Here is a 17,269-nt window from a genome sequence, read left to right as displayed (position 1 = left end):
GCGGATCTTTGACGGGCGGGGGTATTCCCTTGTGCGGTGCTCATCATGCTCTGCATGGTTCAATATATCTAACAGGTTGATATCTATGAACGATGACGCAGTCATACGTCTGGACGGAGTATGGAAAATTTTTGGCGAGCGCGCCGAGGAAGCAATGGAGGCGATCCAACACCGAAATCTGAGCAAGGCCGAAGTGCTGGGTGAATTTGGGTGCGTGATCGGCATCGCAGATTGCTCCTTCGAGGTGCAGAAGGGCGAGATTTTCTGTGTCATGGGGCTGTCAGGTTCTGGCAAGTCCACCATGGTGCGACACATCAATCGGCTGATTGAACCCACCGCGGGCGATATTCAGGTTCTGGGCCGGGATGTACTGGCACTCAACGCCGAAGAACTGCGCGAGATGCGCGCGGTCAATTTGGGAATGGTTTTTCAGCATATGGCGCTGCTGCCGCACCGCACGGTGCGTGACAATGTGGCGTTTCCCTTGCAGATCCGAGGAGAATCCAAATCTCGTCGCTGGGAGGTTTCACAGCGCTGCCTGGAACGGGTAGACCTGCAAGGATACGAAGATCGCTTTCCACGTGAGTTGTCAGGCGGCATGCAGCAAAGGGTGGGGCTGGCCCGTGCGTTGGCCTCTGACCCTGACGTTTTGCTGATGGATGAGCCGTTTTCGGCCTTGGACCCACTCATTCGCAGACAGTTGCAGGATCAGTTCATGGCTCTGTCTGCTGAGCTGGGAAAAACCACAGTGTTTATTACCCATGATCTGGACGAAGCGATCCGTATTGGTACGCGGATCGCCATTATGAAAGATGGGCGTATCGTTCAGATCGGCACGCCGGAGGAAATCGTAACTGAGCCTGCTGATGATTACGTTCGAGATTTCGTTGAGGGGATTTCGAAGCTCAAGTTGGTTTTTGCGCATTCAATCATGGTGCCGCTGGCAGAGTATCAGACAAAAGACTGGGAAGATCTGGAGGTCAGCCCGCGCGCTGCACACTCGACGGATTTGGATATGTTGATCGATATCTCGACAGCCACTGAGCAACCAATCGTCATCACATCGGATGATGGAATGGATGTGGGTGTCATTGATAAGCCAACTCTTCTTAAAGGTATCCAAGGGGGCAAAGCATGACCGATACAGGATTGGAAAGTGGCCCCAATGCCAACAGCACGACGGTCGCTGATTTTGTCGAGCGGAACACCAGTTACTACACTGGGGCGTTTAAAAAAATTCAAGATACCACGGGTTTCGCATGGTCATGGAACACAATGGCGGCGGTGTTCGGGCCGCTCTGGGGCGCGGCGCGCGGGGTTTGGGGTTTTTTCTGGATATTTCTTGTCCTGGAGCTGTTTGCGCTGGTTCAGATAGGACGAGGGCTCTGGGGGGAACTTGGTGCCGACCAACTTTCCAAACTTGAGCGTGCTTTAGGGAATATTGCAAAACGTGAGGCACAGGCCGCTGAGTTGCTTGCTGCGGGAGATGCAGCCGGGGCTGACGCGAAACTGAAGATCGCAGAAAATCTGAAGAAAGTTGCCGCAAGGGCGCAAGAACAGGCTGATTTGGCAGCAGCGGAGGCAACCACCATTCTGTTGGTTGGCGTGGCGATTCTGACCTTGGTGAAGCTGCTCGAAGGGCTTTATGCCAATATTGCCTATGAGGCGCATTACCTGAAGTGGCGGGCGGATCAGGACAGTCAGCAGGTCGGTATAAAAACGTCCAGCACGGTTTTCGGTGCGATCATGATGCTGGCAATCATGCCACTTACGCTGTTGCGGTTCACGGTACGGGCACCGGATGAGATCTTGGCCAGCCTCACGGGTGGGTTTGTCGGTGAGACTATTCCGGTAACGGAGTTCCCAATCCAGCGCGAGTATTTCTCGGCCTTGTCTCGGAAAGGGGATGCTGCATTCGATTGGGCTGCGGCGAATTTTTCGAATACCTTTGATGGCATTACAGCGGCAATCCGTTGGTGTCTGGACGGGTTGGAAACCCTGCTGCTACAGACACCATGGCCCGTCGTTATGCTGGTGATTGTGGTCATGGCTTATCGTCTGGCAGGTCCACGGATCGCGATATTTACAGCAGCGTCATTGGCCTATCTTGCGTTTATGGGCCTGTGGGAATTGTCGATGATCACAGTAGCGTTGATCGGGGCTGGGGCGATGCTGTGCATCATTATCGGGGTGCCATTTGGTATTTGGTTCGGCAAATCAAAACGCGCTTACGCTGTCGCAGAGCCGGTTTTGGACTTTATGCAGACCATGCCGGCATTCGTTTATCTCATTCCTATCATTGCGTTTTTTGGTACTGGTAAGCCGCCAGGTGTATTGGCTACGCTGATCTTCGCGATGCCGCCGGTGATCCGGTTGACGGCATTAGGAATGCGCGGCGTACCCGACGCGACGAAGGAGGCGGCAATCGCTTTCGGATGTTCCCGCCGCCAGTTGCTGTTCAACGTTGAGTTGCCGCTTGCACTTCCGTCCATCATGACCGGGATCAATCAGACCATTTTGATGTCGCTGTCGATGGTGGTGATCGCGTCCCTTATCGGTGCTGATGGTTTGGGGGCACTTATCCTTGAATCGTTGCAATACGCAGCCAAGGGGCAGGGCCTTTTGGGCGGCCTCGCGATTTTGCTTTGTGCGATGGTGATCGATCGGATTGCGCAGGGCAGCTACCGCAAGAAAGTCGGTGAAAACTGACTCTGGAACCATTTTGACATTGCATGACAGTCGTTGTGAAAGGAGGCCCGATGTCGGATCCGCATCTGAATGCGATGATGGAAAACCTCTATTGGTGGGGTATCCCGACCTTATTCCGCTGTCCAAACCTGCCCGTTGATGGTCAGGATATTGCATTGGTCGGCGTGCCTCACTCTGCAGGCAATGGAACCACAGAGCGTGATCAGCATCTTGGCCCGCGCGCCCTTCGCAACGTGTCATCAGTACAGCGGCGTATGCACAGTGGCTTTCAGCTGGATCCCTGGAATTCTGCGAAGATTGTTGATCTGGGCGATGTACCATTTCCGAAGGCCAACGATAATGAAGACTGTATTGATCAGATCACCAATTTCTATCAGCAGATCGACAAGGCAGGCGCGCGGCCCGTCTCCGTTGGCGGGGATCATTCGATCACTGGAGGGATCGTTCAGGCGCTTGGGTGCGGGACGATCACCAAAGGTGAGCCGGTTTGTTTTCTGCACCTTGATGCCCATACCGATGTCTTCACAAAAGTGGATCACTTTCTGGGGGCAAAGAAGTCTGCGGCCCATTGGGGGGCTTATCTAGCGGATCAGGGCAAGGTTGATCCCGCCCATTCCATGCAGATCGGCATAAGAGGCCATGCCCGGACGCTCGACTGGCTGCAGCCATCCTATGAATACGGCTACAATGTTGTGACGATGAGAGATTTCAGAAGGCGAGGTCTGGCTGACGTTGTGGCACAGATTACCGAGGTGCTGGCTGACCGCCCTGTCTATATCACATTCGATCTGGACTGTCTGGACCCGACGATTGCACCGGGAGTGTCCAATATCGAGGCTGGTGAGAAGGGGTTCGATATTGATGAGGCCGTGGGTCTGCTGCATGCGGTGCGTGGAATGAATATTGTTGGCGGAGACATCGTTTGCATGATGCCCACAAAAGATAGCCCCAATCAGATAACCGCGCTGACTGCGGGCGCCATCATGTTCGAAATCATCTCAATGATAGCTGAAAATCATTCATCCCAAAGAGAGGCCTAGATTTTATGGCGTCCTTGCCTACAGATTTCTTTCATCCAGTATCCGGGATGGAGATGCCCCGGTTTGCCGGTTTGCCAACCTTTATGCGGCTGCCGCATGTAACCTTAGCTGATCCGATTATTGATCAGGTGCAACTGGGCTTGGTTGGGGTGCCTTGGGATGCTGGAACCACCAACCGGCCGGGTCCGCGCCATGGTCCGCGACAGCTGCGCGACCTTTCGACCATGATCCGGGCCGGGAACCCGGTGACAGGCATCAATCCTTTTTCGATGATCAATTGCGCAGACCTTGGCGATGTCGCGCCCAACCCGGTTGATATCATCGACTGTATGGAGCGGATCAGCGCTTTCTACGCGGATCTGAAATCTCGCGACATCTTTGCGCTGACTGTCGGTGGTGATCACCTCGTTTCATTGCCTGTCCTGCGGGGATTGGCCAGCGACGCGCCGGTGGGTCTCATTCAGTTTGATAGTCATACCGACCTCTTTGACAGCTATTTTGGTGGAAACAAATATACTCATGGCACCCCCTTTCGCCGTGCAATCGAAGAAGGATTGGTCGATCCGAAGCGGATGGTGCAGATCGGTATCCGAGGCACTGCTTACAACATTGAAGATGTCGAATGGGGGCAGGCACAGGGTGTGAGAATTATTCGAATTGAGGAATTTTTCGATCGCGGCGTCTCGGACGTCATGAGTGAAGTTCGAGAGATTGTCGGTGACCAGCCGACCTACTGCACATATGATATCGATTTCGTTGATCCAGCTTTCGCACCTGGCACGGGGACACCTGAGGTTGGCGGGCCGAACAGCTTTCAGGCCTTGCAGGTGGTGCGTGAGCTCGCAGGCATTCAGCTTGTAGGGGCCGATCTGGTGGAAGTGTCCCCTCCGTTTGACACAGACGGAAACACCGCTTGGCTTGGGGCATCGATCCTATTTGAGATGCTCTGTGTCAGTGCTGAAGCGATTTCGCGACGATGAGCTGCTACGAAAGAGGTGTTTCTAATGAAAATCCCGGCTGGGGAAGAGACGCTTGGCCTGATCTCTCGGATGCATCGCACGGGCGGGATATCTGGTCCGTTTAGGCGTGTCGTCGGCGCGGGGACCCTCGGACTGAATCGCACCGTCCAGCGGGTGGCCTAGCTCCGATAATCTGGCAGATTCATCCTCAATGTTTTGTGCGATGACGTGGACGACGGCGCCCTCTCTCTGAAGGTACCCCGTTACGCATAAGAGGCGTCCACCCATGACAATGCGCCGAAAGCGTTCGTATATCTTTTTCCAAACCACAACGTTGCAAACGCCTGTTTCGTCTTCAAGGGTCAGAAATATAACGCCAGAAGCAGTTCCCGGTCGTTGCCTCGTGATGACAAGACCGCCTACCGAGACGCGCTGCAGGGGAGCCTTTATCAGTTGGTTATTGCAGGTCAGACCAGGAAGGGTTGGGCGTAGCAGCTCCATTGGGTGTGCCCGCAAGCTCAGGCGCATGGACACATAGTCTTCGACGACTTCTTCCCCTAGGTGCATTCTTGGCAGCATGACATCCGGTTCGGTAATGGCCTCGCCGTCCAATTGATCGTTGAACAGGGGTAATGGTGCTGGTGTCGTGATGGACTTCACCTGCCAAAGTGCGTCCCGCCGCGAGATGCCCATCGACGAAAAGGCATCGGCTTCTGCCAAACGTTCCAGTGCTGCGGGCGCCAGGCCTGCACGTAGCCAGAGATGCTCGGGGTCAATATAGCCATTCCCGCGCGCTGCAATGATCCAACCTGCGTCATCTTCCTTGAAGCCCTTAATCTGGCGAAACCCCAGACGTAGAGCCAAGGTACCATCCGGGCGGCGCTCAAGTGAGTTGTCCCATTGGGACTGGTTTACACAAATTGGGCGCACCTCGATGCCATGATCACGCACATCACGGACAATCTGTGCCGGTGCATAGAATCCCATGGGCTGAGAGTTGAGCAGAGCACAGGCAAAAATGGCCGGATGATGACATTTCAACCAAGCTGAGACATAGGCCAGCATAGCGAAGGCTGCGGCATGGCTTTCCGGAAAACCGTAATCGGCAAATCCCTCGATTTGACCGAAACATCGTTCTGCGATTTCTCTGCTGTAGTTGTTCTTAAGCATACCTGCGATGAACTTATCGCGATATTTGCCGATCGTCCCCATACGTCGAAACGAGGCGAGAGATCTGCGCAGATGGTCGGCTTCTTCCGCTGAAAACCCCGCGCCAACAACCGCAATTTGCAAGGCTTGCTCTTGAAACAGGGGCACCCCCTCGGTGCGTCTGGTAACCTGTTCCAGTTCAGGCCCGAAGGGATCTGATTTTTCCAAACCGTTCCGCCTTCGGATGTAGGGCCTGACCATATCTCCCTGAATAGGGCCGGGGCGGACGATGGCGACCTCGATAACCAGGTCATAGAATTTGCGCGGGCGCATCCGGGGCAAAAAGTTCATCTGTGCCCGGCTTTCGACCTGAAACACCCCCACCGCATCCGCCGCACAGAGCATATCATATGTCGCGCCATCTTTCTGTGGGATGGTCGCGATGCTGTGAGTGATGTTCTCATGCTGCTGCATCAAGTCAAATGCCTTGCGAATACAGGTGAGCATGCCCAATGCAAGGATATCCACCTTGAGAATGCGCAGGGCATCAATGTCATCTTTGTCCCAACAGATGACGGTGCGATCTTCCATTGCGGCATTCTCAATCGGGGCCAGTTCATCCAGTCGTCCGCTTGTTATGACAAAACCACCCACGTGCTGGGAAAGATGGCGCGGAAAGCCGATGATCTCGCCGATCAGGCGAATTGTCTGCATCAGGCGACGGTCTTCAAGATTGAGCCCCAATTCCCGGATGCGCTCCAGATCGACACTGCCATTGCTCATGCCCCAAATCTGCCCCGACAGACCTGCCGTTACATCTTGGCTAAGCCCCATCACCTTCCCAACTTCGCGAATGGCAGCCCGCGTGCGAAAGTGAATAACTGTCGCGCAGAGACCCGCACGATGGCGACCGTATTTCTGGTAAATCCACTGGATGACCTCTTCGCGCCGCTCATGTTCGAAATCCACATCAATGTCTGGTGGCTCTCCTCGGTGTTTTGAGACAAAGCGCTCAAAAACCATGGCGATCATATCGGGGCTGACATCTGTAATGCCTAAGAGATAGCAAATGATGGAATTGGCCGCAGACCCACGCCCCTGGCAGAGTATGCCTTTGGACTTGGCGAATTGTACGATGTCATGGACGGTCAAAAAATAGGCGGGAAATTCAAGCTCTTTGACTGCTGACAGTTCTTTTTCCATCAGCTTTATTGCGCGATCCGGCGGGCCATCCGGATAGCGCCGCTTTAGCCCTTCTTGTGCGAGGCGCTCCAAACGGTCCTGTGGTGTTTCCCCTTCTGCCTCCTCATGGGGGTACTCATAGGACAGCTCGCTCAGATCGAAATTACATCTGTTGGCAATTTCCGCAGTGCGACGTAGCGCGGCAGGATGATCGCGAAAAATGCGTGCCATATCTGCACCGGCCTTCAGGCGGCGCTCCGCGTTGGGTAAAGCCCGTGTCCCGATATCGTCAATGTTGATATTTTCACGCATGCAGGTCAGCACATCTGCAAGTTGCCTGCGGTTGGCCCGGTGCATCAGCACATCGCCGACGGCAACCATTGGAGCACATGTCGTCTGCGCTAATTTTGCACAAGCCGCCAGATAAGCCTGATCGCTGCCGTCATAGCAAGGGGCCGCGCCTAGGAACACATGGTTCGGAAATTGCCTTCCTATCTTCTGAATATCCGAAACAGCATTGCTTAACGTCTCTTTGGGTAAGGCAATCAGGATCATACCTTTGCAGGCGTCAATCATATCCTCAGCATAAAGAAGACATTGCCCTTTTTCGGCACGCCGTTTTCCTAAGGTGAGCAGACGTGCCAGTCTTTTGTAGGCAGAACGATCACAGGGCAGGGCAATCCAATCCACAGCACAGTTTTGTAATATCAGACGGCAGCCAACGATGAGCTTTGGGAAGATGGGTGTCGTGGGTTTGGGAAGAGCGGATGTATGCCCGATCTCTTGCCGGGACGACGAGTCGACCTGGTGCTGTGATCGGATCTTCAATGCGCCCTGGGGGTCGCGCTTCAGTTCTTTTAGCGCACTCCAAGCACGAACAACCCCCGCAAGTGAGTTGTGGTCTGTAATCGCAAGTGCCGAGAGGCCCAACTCTGCCGCCCGTAAAACGAGTTCTTCGGGGTGAGAGGCACCGGTTAAAAAGGTGAAATTCGTGGTGACACAAAGCTCTGCATAATCCTGCGCGTCGATGCGTTTGGCCAATATATCAGGCGGGCATGTTTCGACAGGGCGGTGGGTTCTATCCATTTCAGTCATGCGAATTCTCCCTGAATGAACCACCCAGGGTTTTGAGGCGTATAAAACAGCCAGAGGCGTCTCCCCTGGGTCGTCTCCACTCTCCAATAATCGCGCATACCGGACCGCCAGTTGTCGTCTTCCAGCCACCATTCAGGGGTGATGCGTTCAGGGCCGATCGTATGGCCTGTGGTCAATGAAACCCTGCGCCAACGGAAATGGTTTGGGGGATAGGGGCCCCTGCCCGCAATCGGTTCGGGTGGAAATAGGCAGAGCGGACGCGGGTTCTTACACATCCAGCCACTGGCTGCGTCTGAATAGGCCGCCGGTGAAACGATGAAACTACGCTCCGGAATATGGCTGTCAGCGGGTAGAAAGCGCTGAATGTTCTCGAGTCCGATCCGTGTTCCGATCCGCGTGATCAGATCATCTAACCGGTCTTCGCTGTCGCCTGCGACGTGAGACATTTGTTGCGTCGGCAAGGCTTCTGTCTGGGTTGCTTCGAGGCGCAGTTGATCAATGCCAAAGCCTGCATCCATTTCAGCCAACCCCTTTTCAAACAGGGGCAGAATCCTCTGGGGATCACGCAAGGCACGGGCCAGACGCAATTCCACCTCTTGCTGATCCAGATCTACGCGCCGCAGTGTAATGACAAAGATGCGCGCACCCATTTCATGGGTTTTCAATTTGGCACAGAGCTGTGTCAGCAACCTTTCCGCACCAGCCATGACATCACTGAGAAGACCGATCGGCTCTGGCAATGTCATACGGACCCCGTAGTGAGGTGGAGCTGCCAATGGAGTGATTTCTTCAGCTTGGTGGCCCAAAGCCTGATCAAGCCTCATCAATACATTGGCTCCAAAACGGCGGGCAAGCGGGGCGCGAGGCGTTGTTGCGAGATCTCCAATCTTACGCAGGCCCACTCTGACCAGCGCTGTTGTTGTTTTCTCATCAAGACGCAGGGCTGCAACGGGCAGGTGCTGAAGAGCGGGCAACATATCTCCGGTCGCAGCCTGCCCCTCGCCGTAATGCGCCAGGGCCCAAGCTGCCCCGCGTGTGTCAGCCAGGCCAATTTGCGCGGATAGACCGGCCCGCATCAAACCGCTGCGTATAGCATTCAAGATACCGGTTTCCCCTCCGAAAAGATGGGAGGACCCACTGATATCGAGCACTAAACCATCGCGCCCCTCCAAGCCCACCCACGGGCAATAGCGGGTGGCCCAGCGGCGCAGAAGCAGTAAAAACTGTTGGTCCCGGTGAATGTCCGCTTCTGCTGTTTGAAGGTCTGGACAAAAGGCACGGGCATCTGAGTGGGCCATGCCCTGATGCAAACCTTGTCGCGCGGCTTCTGCATTGAGGCAATAGAGGCGGTTTGTGTTGCTGTGTTTGATCGTAAGCGCAAAAGGACCGGACAGTGGGTACTGCCGAAGAAACCGGTCACTCGCGAACCGGTGAAACCATATCGATACGACGCGACGCGCGATTCCATCGAACATGCCAAGATCCATTTGTTCCTGATTTGTTCTTAATAAGTCTCCAGTGAAAATGAGTCGAGTCTTGTGCCTGAAATATTGGATCGCTGCGCCAGCGAGTTTCGGCAGCATTGCTTCCCATGCCTTCTGGAATAAGGCAAAGCCCGGTGGTGTTTCCGGCCTTCGCTGCAAGCTGGAGCCGTCGACCGGCGGTTAGGCTGAGTGGTTTGCTGATGTCGATCACGACCAGAGCGACTGCACGTTCCTGTAGTGCCTCTTCTGCACTGGCGAGGCCGTCGGCCTGATGCTTTACATTTACGACCAACAGTTGAGACGGGTCTGTAAACTCCCCCAAACCCAGCGGATTAATATGCTCCAGACGATGGCTCTCGCGTATCCATAATGTCGGACCGCGAACCTGTGCCATCAAAATAGCAAGAAACCCAAAGCTGCCCGGACCGCACACCTCATGAACGCGTCCGCGTTTGAGAGGAAAATAGGGAAGGTCCAAAGAGGTCATAATCGAATTATATCGCGTTCCGCAGTTATGCAAAAGCCAGAGCCCGACAGGAAGTCACGCCGGAAGCCATACGCAGGAGAAAATTCGCTTCACGGAACGACAGGTTGTGCCAGGAATGCCTTCCTTCCAGAATAGGGTGAAACCCCCTAATTAGAGACTGTTCAGAACCTTCTCCGCGCTTATGAGATACTCCTGTTGCTTCTCCGCGGACATTCTGTCCCAGGTTCGATAGGGCTGCATCAGGCGCGGGTTCTTTGACAGTTTCTCACGGTTGCGGATCAGGAAATCCCAATAAAGCGGATTGAACGGGCAGGCTTTGGGGCCGGTTTTCTGTTTCACGTCGTAGGTACATGTTGTGCAGTAGTTCGACATCTTGTTGATATAATTGCCGCTGGCGGCATAGGGTTTGGAGCCTAAGAGGCCGCCATCGGCGAATTGGCTCATACCGATGACATTTGGGGCTTCGACCCATTCATAGGCGTCGGCATAAACAGCCAGATACCATTCGTGGACCTGATGCGGGTCTATCCCTGCCAGCATTGCGAAATTTCCGGTGACCATCAGGCGCTGAATATGATGGGCATAGGCTTCGTCCCGGGTCTGGATGACGGCGGCGGACATGCAGGCCATCTTGGTCTCTCCGCTCCAATAAAACTCCGGCAGATCTCGCCCTGCGCCGAGGGCATTTTCGGAGGTGTATCCAGGCATCTTCAGCCAGTAGATCCCGCGCATGTACTCGCGCCAGCCGATAATCTGGCGAATGAAGCCTTCAACCGCGTTGAGGGGGGCATGGCCCTCATAATAAGCGCGTTCGGCCCGGCGGCAGACCTCAAGCGGATTGAGCAAGCCGATATTGATGTATTGGGACAACAGGGAGTGATAGAGAAACGGCTCTCCGTCCAGCATCGCATCCTGATAATCCCCAAACAGCGGTAGCGCCGCATCAATAAAATGATCAAGTGCCTTGAGAGCCGCTGCCCGGGTGACCGCGAACCAAAACGGTGTCAGCCGCCCGAAATTGCTGGGAAACCTGTGTTCCACCAATTCCAACACGTCTTGCGTGATACGATCTGGATCGCAGCGCACCGGCTTGGGCATGAACATGTCGTTCTGCGCCGGTTTGCGGTTCTCTGAGTCATAGTTCCATTTACCACCCTCAGGGGTGTCACCTTGCATCAACAGGCCAGTTTTGCGTCGCATATCGCGATAGAAATATTCCATGCGCAGCTGCTTGCGCCCCTCTGCCCAGCTGCGAAACATGTCGTGGCTGGCCAGAAATCGGCTGTCATCAAGCATGGTTATCCTGGCTGGCCCGGACCATGTGTTCAGCGCCTCTTTGAGACGATATTCGCCGGGTTCAGTTACCAGCACTTCGGTTACGGTGAACTGCTCCAAAGCCCGGTCCAATTCACCTATAAGGCTGCCCGAATTGTCTGGATCATTCAGGCGGACATATTGCAGGTTCCAGCCCGCAGCGGTCAGCTCATCCGCAAAGTGCCGCATGGCAGAAAACACAAAAGCGAGCTTTTTCTTGTGATGAGGGACATAGCTCGCCTCCTCTGCGACCTCGGCCATCAACAGGCAGTCTTTTTGAGGATCACCGATCTGGAGTGAGGGGAGATCATGTGACAGCTGATCACCCAAGATCAAAATGATCCGGCCTGGTTCACGGCTGTCTTGAGGTGTCGTGAGGTTGGTCATGTCCGATACTCCGCTGATCTGCCAGCAGATAGCGTAACCGGGGATGCTGACAACGCCTGAGCGGCTGAGACATAGTGAGACGCGGCGGATAATCCTTTCTAGAGCCTAATATTTTGAAATCGCGGGATCTCGATGCCTTCCTCCCGCCTCAGGAGGCTTGGCTATAGCGGACGCCCTCCGGTTTATGGGCGTCAAACGCGCTGGCAATAATCCGGGTCAGCGCGCGGCCTTCGGGCTCAATAGTTAGGGCATCATCCGTCAATGTGACCAGATCGCCATAGGTCGCCGTAACGGCCTTCAGATCTGCTGTCAGCTGTTGGGTCTGTGGCCCGAACCGGTGCTGCAGTTCGCTACGGTCCAAACGGAAGTCGCACATCAGCATCTCGATGGCCCGGGCGCGCATCTTGTCGATCGGAGTGAGCTGATGACCGCGTGTCCCAGCCAGATCGCCCGCTTCGATCCTTTGAATATATGCAGCGGTGGCCGCTGCATTTTGCACGTAGCCCCCGTCGAAACGCGAGATTGAGGAGGCCCCAACACCGATCAGCGTCGGGCAGTGATCATCTGTGTAACCTTGAAAGTTTCGCCGCAGATGTCCGCTATTGCGGGCCAAGTTCAATCCATCCTGCGGTCGTGCAAAATGGTCGATGCCGATATTCGCAAATCCCGCAGTTTGGAATTTTTTGGCGGCCAGCTCTGCAAGATGATACCGGGTCTCATCACCAGGCAGGGCGGTATCATCAATCAGCTTCTGCCGTTTGGCCACCCATGGGACATGAGCATATCCGAAAAGAGCGACCCGGTCCGGCGCCAATGTCAGCACCTTGTCTACAGTATCTGCAATGCGCGTGGCATCCTGATGCGGCAGGCCGTAGACAAGATCGGTATTCAATGAATGAATGCCTGCGGCACGCAGATCCGCAACGCAGGCGGCCGTCACGTCAAAAGGCTGGATCCGCCCGATGGCGGTCTGCACTTCGGGATCAAAATCCTGAATACCGATGCTTGCACGGTTCATACCTTCTTTCGCAAGCGCGGCGATTTTGTCGCGATCCACCATTGTGGGATCGATCTCGACCGAGAATTCCCAATCTGCCGTCGGCGGGATTGCAGATTTGATTGATTGGGCCAGCCGGTGGATGAGGGCTGGAGGCAGAATTGTAGGTGTGCCCCCACCCCAGTGCAGTCGGCCCATCCGCAGCCCGTCGGGAAGAATCTCAGCGATCAGGGAAAGCTCTTTTTCGACAGTGCCGATATAGCTTTCCACGGGGCTGAGGGTTTGCGTGCCCTGGGTTCGGCAGGCACAGAACCAACACAACCGCTCACAAAACGGGATGTGGATGTAGACCGAGACAGGCACTGCAGGATCCAGTGACGTCAATTGGGCCTTTTGGAAGGCAGCCCCCACCGCCGTGCTGAACACGGGTGCGGTGGGATAAGACGTGTAACGGGGCACGCGGCTGTCAAAAAGTCCCAGCGCGCGAAGGCGGTCAATCTGTTTCATACCGCCAGATATGACCGATTCCGGGCAGTGTGACTTTGCGCGAAATCAAATATCAGTAGGGCAGGGGCGAGACGCCGATCACCTGCTCATGCAGGTGCAGCGCGCTGACCCAGAGCAGCAGGCCGATGCCAGTGCGCAGCAAGAGACTGCGCAGATGGTGTCGCCGCCAGTTCGGATCACCTATCGGCTTGAGCGAAAACAGGGCGGTATGGGCAAAATATGCTGCCGCTGCCTGACCGAGGGCCGTTGTTGCCTTGGCGTCGAAGAGCAGGATCGCAGCGCTTGCAAGAATCAAGGAACCGCCAAAGACGATGGCATGAGCCAGATCGCCATTTGCCAGAAGATGTGACAGCGACCAAAGCGCCAAAGCCAACAGGAGCGGATGACGGCTAAGCGCGGCCCGGCCGGGAACACCCTGTGTCGGATTGGCGTTACGCTTTCCTCCCAGCGTGTAGGGTGTGTCCACCCCCAAGCCCCAGACAGCCAGGACAAAGACCACGGGCATTGCCAGCATAGGGGCCCAGCGGGCCCAATCAAGCGGCGGCCAGAGTTCAACATAGGGGGCTTGTGCCGCCGCGACGATCACCCAGCCAAACAGTACCAGCGACAAGAGCCCGTAGACCGAGAAATAGATCTTGCGGCCAAGGGATGCGATCAGCCGCCCGCGTAGATCGGCGAGCCGCGGCAGAAAATGACTGACGGTGAACACCATCATAGCGAGGGCGAAGCCGGTCCAATCGTTTGTCATCTATAATGTCCTAACCCGGCGAATACGGTGTGACTGCGCGCGGTTCATCTGTTTACGTCTGCGGCGGATCTACAGTGTGAACCGCATCAGGATGCGCCATCGCAAAGGCCGGGTTCTCAGCGCATGTGGCCTCTATCATCATGAGACGCGGCAGATCGTCGAAATCTGCCCCCCAGCGGCGCGCATTGTAGAGCTGCGGTATGAGGCAGAGATCCGCAAGCCCCGGATGATCGCCGGTGCAATAGGGGGCAACCGGATATTCCTCCAGCAGTGCGTTGAAGGCAACAAGTCCCGGGCGAATGAAATGTCGCATCCAGTCCGCAGGCATGTTGACAGGCTGCGCGGCTGGGACGGCAGCAGACCCTGTGCAAAGACCACTGGCGTGGCGGGCAACTTTCAGATTGCAGACCGGATGCAGGTCGACGGCGATGGCGTGCGCCAAGGCTTGAGCCAAGGCGCGCTCTGCCGGGGCGCGCGGCAGTAAATCCAGATGCCGTGTCTGGTCAAGATAGTCCAGAATGGCCAGTGACTGTGTCAGCCGCAGCCCGTCGATCTCCAGCACCGGCACCAGGCCTTGGGGGTTGCGGGCTAGGTGTTCGGGGCTGACCTGCTCGCCCTTGACCAAGTCGACCGTCACGGCCTCATAGGCGATACCCGCCAAGTTCAGCGCAATGCGGACCCGGTAGCTGGCCGATGATCGCCAATAGTCGTACAATATGACGTCAGACATTCTGCTTCCCCTACATTGCGATTGTTACGGACCGCAGTACAGCCCGCTGGCCTAAACGTTGTTCAGCTCCTTGGCATGCAGCCAGTCGGCGTGTTTTGGGGCCTTCTTGGTCTTTGACCAGTCCTCCAGCATGTCCCATTTCACGGCGTTCAGCCGCTGAAGAAGCGCCTCCTCTTCGGGGTCAGGGCAGGCCAGCTCAACCCGGTGGCCGTTTGGATCGAAGAAATAGATCGAGTGAAAGATGGAGTGGTCGGTCACACCCAGAACCTCAACACCGTTGGCTTCTAGATGCTCTTTGAATGCAATCAGTGTGTCGCGGTCTTTCACCTTAAAGGCGATGTGCTGCACCCAGATCGGTGTGTTGCGGTCACGGTCCATTTCCGGCTTGGTCGGCAGCTCAAAGAAGGCCAGCACGTTGCCGTTGCCCGCATCCATGAAGATATGCATGTAAGGGTCTGGTTCATGGGTTGAGGGTACATGGTCCTCGGCGATCGCCAAGACAAAATCCATGTTCAGCATCGTGTTGTACCACTCTACCGTCTGCTTGGCGTCTTTACAGCGATAGGCGACGTGGTGGATTTGCTCGATTTTCATGTGTCAGTCTCCCCTTGCGGCAGCGCAGCAGCTGCCAACGCTTGTGTCAGGATTGCGCGTTTCCCAATATGGTTCGCCAGAACCAGAACCAGACGCGCGTTCAGCGCATCGCTTTCGGCTTTGGCCAGCCCCTCATGGGCCGCGAGAAGATCGGCATAGAAATCATCGGCCCTTTCGATGTTCGGGGCCAGAATTAGGTTTTCGTGATCGGTATTCAGAGCGTTCATGCCGAGGCCTCCTTGCCAATCGCGCGGCGCAGGGCTGCACGAAATTGGTTTTCGTCAAATGCCGGGCGCCGCGCCGCCACATGCTGGTCAGGGCGGATCAGATAGACTGCACTTGTTGCATCACCGAGATAACGTTCGCGCAGGGTTCCGGTCTGGTCGTCTTTGGTGGACAGGGCCAGCCGCGTCACCGGGATACCCGCCTCCTCAAAGCTGTCAGGAGCGTCCGCGTCGATGGTCAGCAGGGTAAACCGGTCTGCCAGTTTGGGCAGCAGATATCCGTCCGCTATCGACACATCAGGGCAGGGGCTACCGGGCTTAGTACGCTGAGGCCCATGCAAGGCATCCGCTGAATTCAGCGCCGACCTCTCATAGGTGCAGGGCAGGGACAGGCGCCCCGAATTCACCAACGGCCGGGCAAAGGCGTGATGTTCGGACAGGTCCAGAACTGCGTCCCGCATAATCCGGCTCATTTCCGATTTCGGCGTGATGAAATCGGTGGAACGGGAGGAGTTGAGGATATTTTCATCCGCACCATGGACGCGCTCGCTGTCATAACTGTCCAGCAGGCTCTCGGGCGCCTTTCCCTCCAGCACCAGTTTCAGTTTCCAGCACAGGTTGTCGGTGTCCTGCAAACCGGAATTGGCCCCCCGCGCGCCGAATGGTGACACCTGATGTGCAGCATCGCCGGCAAAGAGCACGCGACCGTGACGGAATTTCTCCATCCGGCGGCACTGGAAGGTGTAGATCGAGACCCACTCCAGCTCGAATTGCACATCCTCGCCCAGCATTTCCTTAAGTCTTGGGATCACGTTCTCCGGGCGCTTCTCACGCTCCTTGTCGATGTCCCAGCCCAGTTGCAGGTCGATCCGCCAGACACCGTCAGGCTGCTTGTGCAGAAGTGCCGATTGCCCCTTGTTGAAGGGCGGATCAAACCAGAACCAGCGCTCTGTCGGGAAATCCGCATCCATGATCACATCGGCAATCAGGAAGTTGTCCTCAAACACCCGGCCAACAAAATCGAGACCCAGCATCTGCCGGGTTGGTGAGCCCGCGCCATCGCAGGCAATCAGCCAATCAGCCTCAAGATTGTAAGACCCTTCTGGCGTGTCGATCTCCAGCGTGACGTGATCCGCGTGGGTGCCGATGGCAGAGACCTTGTTGCGCCCGCGAATTTCAATCGGGGCCCCGGCAGCCTGAAGCGCATTCGCCCGCTGAACCAGATACTCCTCAAAGTAATATTGCTGCAGATTGATAAAGGCAGGCTGCGCGTGGCCGCTCTCCGGCAGCAGATTGAATTCATAGACCTTACGGTCATCGAAAAACACCTTGCCCAGATTCCACTGCACGCCTTTGTTCACGAGCGGGTCGCAGAAGCCGAGACGGTCCGCGATTTCAAGACTGCGTTTGGAAAAACAGATGGCCCGACTACCGAAGCTGACCTTGTCATTCTCGTCGAGAACCACGACGCCAATCCCCTGTTGGGCGAGATCAATTGCTGCGGCCAGACCCACAGGGCCGGCGCCAATCACGATGACCGGGTGGCGCACCGGGGCGCCTGTGTCCTGATCTTCGCTGCGCTGATAGGGGTACATGGGAACTTCAAAGATCTTGTTCATCTGGTTTCCTCCCAAAAATACATGCCGTAGGGCAAAGCTCTCCC

14 protein-coding genes are annotated in these 17,269 nt (G+C 55.8%); 4 read left to right on the top strand and 10 right to left on the bottom strand.

All coding sequences use genetic code 11. The features are described 5' to 3' along the window. The first annotated feature begins 85 nt into the window (after positions 1-85). Genes phaeop14_RS15000 through speB form a run of 4 tightly spaced genes read left to right on the top strand, consistent with a single transcriptional unit; the run spans position 86 to position 4,729 of the window. Entirely contained in the window at positions 86-1,138 is a 1,053-nt protein-coding gene (locus phaeop14_RS15000) for a quaternary amine ABC transporter ATP-binding protein (protein ID WP_096789990.1), read from the top strand. Continuing rightward, positions 1,135-2,709: an ABC transporter permease gene (locus phaeop14_RS14995; protein WP_096789989.1), complete on the top strand. Its 1,575-nt coding sequence runs from the start codon at positions 1,135-1,137 to the stop codon at positions 2,707-2,709. The genes phaeop14_RS15000 and phaeop14_RS14995 overlap by 4 nt, the downstream gene beginning before the upstream one ends. A 50-nt stretch (positions 2,710-2,759) precedes the next feature. Further along, on the top strand, positions 2,760-3,749 hold the full coding sequence (locus tag phaeop14_RS14990) for an arginase family protein (protein ID WP_096790326.1): 990 nt from the start codon (positions 2,760-2,762) through the stop codon (positions 3,747-3,749). 5 nt (positions 3,750-3,754) lie between these two features. Further along, complete coding sequence (gene speB / locus phaeop14_RS14985; protein WP_096789988.1) at positions 3,755-4,729, top strand: agmatinase; 975 nt, start codon at positions 3,755-3,757, stop codon at positions 4,727-4,729. Positions 4,730-4,750: 21 nt separating this feature from the next. Here speB and phaeop14_RS14980 read toward each other — a convergent pair whose 3' ends face one another. The 10 genes from phaeop14_RS14980 to phaeop14_RS14935 form a co-directional block, all read right to left on the bottom strand. Then, positions 4,751-8,134, bottom strand: a complete 3,384-nt coding sequence (locus tag phaeop14_RS14980) for an error-prone DNA polymerase (RefSeq protein ID WP_096789987.1) — start codon at positions 8,132-8,134, stop codon at positions 4,751-4,753. Continuing rightward, entirely contained in the window at positions 8,131-9,609 is a 1,479-nt protein-coding gene (locus phaeop14_RS14975; RefSeq protein WP_167385680.1) for a Y-family DNA polymerase, read from the bottom strand. Before phaeop14_RS14975 ends, phaeop14_RS14980 begins: the two co-directional genes overlap by 4 nt. Next, positions 9,551-10,105, bottom strand: a complete 555-nt coding sequence (locus phaeop14_RS14970) for an ImuA family protein (RefSeq protein ID WP_096789985.1) — start codon at positions 10,103-10,105, stop codon at positions 9,551-9,553. The genes phaeop14_RS14975 and phaeop14_RS14970 overlap by 59 nt, the downstream gene beginning before the upstream one ends. A 150-nt stretch (positions 10,106-10,255) precedes the next feature. After that, positions 10,256-11,806 (bottom strand): cryptochrome/photolyase family protein, encoded by a 1,551-nt coding sequence (locus phaeop14_RS14965; protein WP_096789984.1) that lies wholly within the window; start codon positions 11,804-11,806, stop codon positions 10,256-10,258. Between the two features lie 148 nt (positions 11,807-11,954). After that, on the bottom strand, positions 11,955-13,310 hold the full coding sequence (gene hemN / locus phaeop14_RS14960) for an oxygen-independent coproporphyrinogen III oxidase (RefSeq protein ID WP_096789983.1): 1,356 nt from the start codon (positions 13,308-13,310) through the stop codon (positions 11,955-11,957). A 52-nt stretch (positions 13,311-13,362) separates the two neighbouring features. Beyond that, positions 13,363-14,058, bottom strand: coding sequence for an NnrU family protein (locus tag phaeop14_RS14955; protein WP_096789982.1), 696 nt, complete (start codon positions 14,056-14,058; stop codon positions 13,363-13,365). A gap of 52 nt (positions 14,059-14,110) precedes the next feature. Then, positions 14,111-14,788, bottom strand: coding sequence for a maleylacetoacetate isomerase (gene maiA, locus phaeop14_RS14950; protein ID WP_096789981.1), 678 nt, complete (start codon positions 14,786-14,788; stop codon positions 14,111-14,113). 51 nt (positions 14,789-14,839) lie between these two features. Then, positions 14,840-15,382, bottom strand: coding sequence for a VOC family protein (locus tag phaeop14_RS14945; protein ID WP_040181801.1), 543 nt, complete (start codon positions 15,380-15,382; stop codon positions 14,840-14,842). Further along, positions 15,379-15,609 carry a DUF2783 domain-containing protein gene (locus phaeop14_RS14940; protein WP_040181797.1) on the bottom strand — a complete coding sequence of 77 codons (231 nt, stop codon included), beginning with the start codon at positions 15,607-15,609 and terminating at the stop codon, positions 15,379-15,381. The genes phaeop14_RS14945 and phaeop14_RS14940 overlap by 4 nt, the downstream gene beginning before the upstream one ends. After that, positions 15,606-17,225, bottom strand: a complete 1,620-nt coding sequence (locus tag phaeop14_RS14935) for an FAD-dependent oxidoreductase (RefSeq protein ID WP_096789980.1) — start codon at positions 17,223-17,225, stop codon at positions 15,606-15,608. The genes phaeop14_RS14940 and phaeop14_RS14935 overlap by 4 nt, the downstream gene beginning before the upstream one ends. Positions 17,226-17,269 lie beyond the last annotated feature (44 nt).

It is taken from the genome of Phaeobacter piscinae (assembly GCF_002407245.1).
GTDB classification, from domain to species: domain Bacteria; phylum Pseudomonadota; class Alphaproteobacteria; order Rhodobacterales; family Rhodobacteraceae; genus Phaeobacter; species Phaeobacter piscinae.
The sequence above is the reverse complement of the archived record's forward strand: the minus strand, read 5'-3'. Positions and strand labels throughout refer to the sequence as shown.

Excerpts from the sequence above, each read along its gene's own strand:
- phaeop14_RS14940 (WP_040181797.1), bottom strand. The coding sequence starts at position 15,609 with ATGAACGCTCTGAATACCGATCACGAAAACCTAATTCTGGCCCCGAAC.
- phaeop14_RS14995 (WP_096789989.1), top strand. The coding sequence starts at position 1,135 with ATGACCGATACAGGATTGGAAAGTGGCCCCAATGCCAACAGCACGACG.
- phaeop14_RS15000 (WP_096789990.1), top strand. The coding sequence starts at position 86 with ATGAACGATGACGCAGTCATACGTCTGGACGGAGTATGGAAAATTTTT.
- speB (WP_096789988.1), top strand. The coding sequence starts at position 3,755 with ATGGCGTCCTTGCCTACAGATTTCTTTCATCCAGTATCCGGGATGGAG.
- phaeop14_RS14980 (WP_096789987.1), bottom strand. The coding sequence starts at position 8,134 with ATGACTGAAATGGATAGAACCCACCGCCCTGTCGAAACATGCCCGCCT.
- phaeop14_RS14975 (WP_167385680.1), bottom strand. The coding sequence starts at position 9,609 with ATGTTCGATGGAATCGCGCGTCGCGTCGTATCGATATGGTTTCACCGG.
- maiA (WP_096789981.1), bottom strand. The coding sequence starts at position 14,788 with ATGTCTGACGTCATATTGTACGACTATTGGCGATCATCGGCCAGCTAC.
- phaeop14_RS14935 (WP_096789980.1), bottom strand. The coding sequence starts at position 17,225 with ATGAACAAGATCTTTGAAGTTCCCATGTACCCCTATCAGCGCAGCGAA.
- phaeop14_RS14945 (WP_040181801.1), bottom strand. The coding sequence starts at position 15,382 with ATGAAAATCGAGCAAATCCACCACGTCGCCTATCGCTGTAAAGACGCC.
- phaeop14_RS14990 (WP_096790326.1), top strand. The coding sequence starts at position 2,760 with ATGTCGGATCCGCATCTGAATGCGATGATGGAAAACCTCTATTGGTGG.
- hemN (WP_096789983.1), bottom strand. The coding sequence starts at position 13,310 with ATGAAACAGATTGACCGCCTTCGCGCGCTGGGACTTTTTGACAGCCGC.
- phaeop14_RS14955 (WP_096789982.1), bottom strand. The coding sequence starts at position 14,058 with ATGACAAACGATTGGACCGGCTTCGCCCTCGCTATGATGGTGTTCACC.
- phaeop14_RS14965 (WP_096789984.1), bottom strand. The coding sequence starts at position 11,806 with ATGACCAACCTCACGACACCTCAAGACAGCCGTGAACCAGGCCGGATC.
- phaeop14_RS14970 (WP_096789985.1), bottom strand. The coding sequence starts at position 10,105 with ATGACCTCTTTGGACCTTCCCTATTTTCCTCTCAAACGCGGACGCGTT.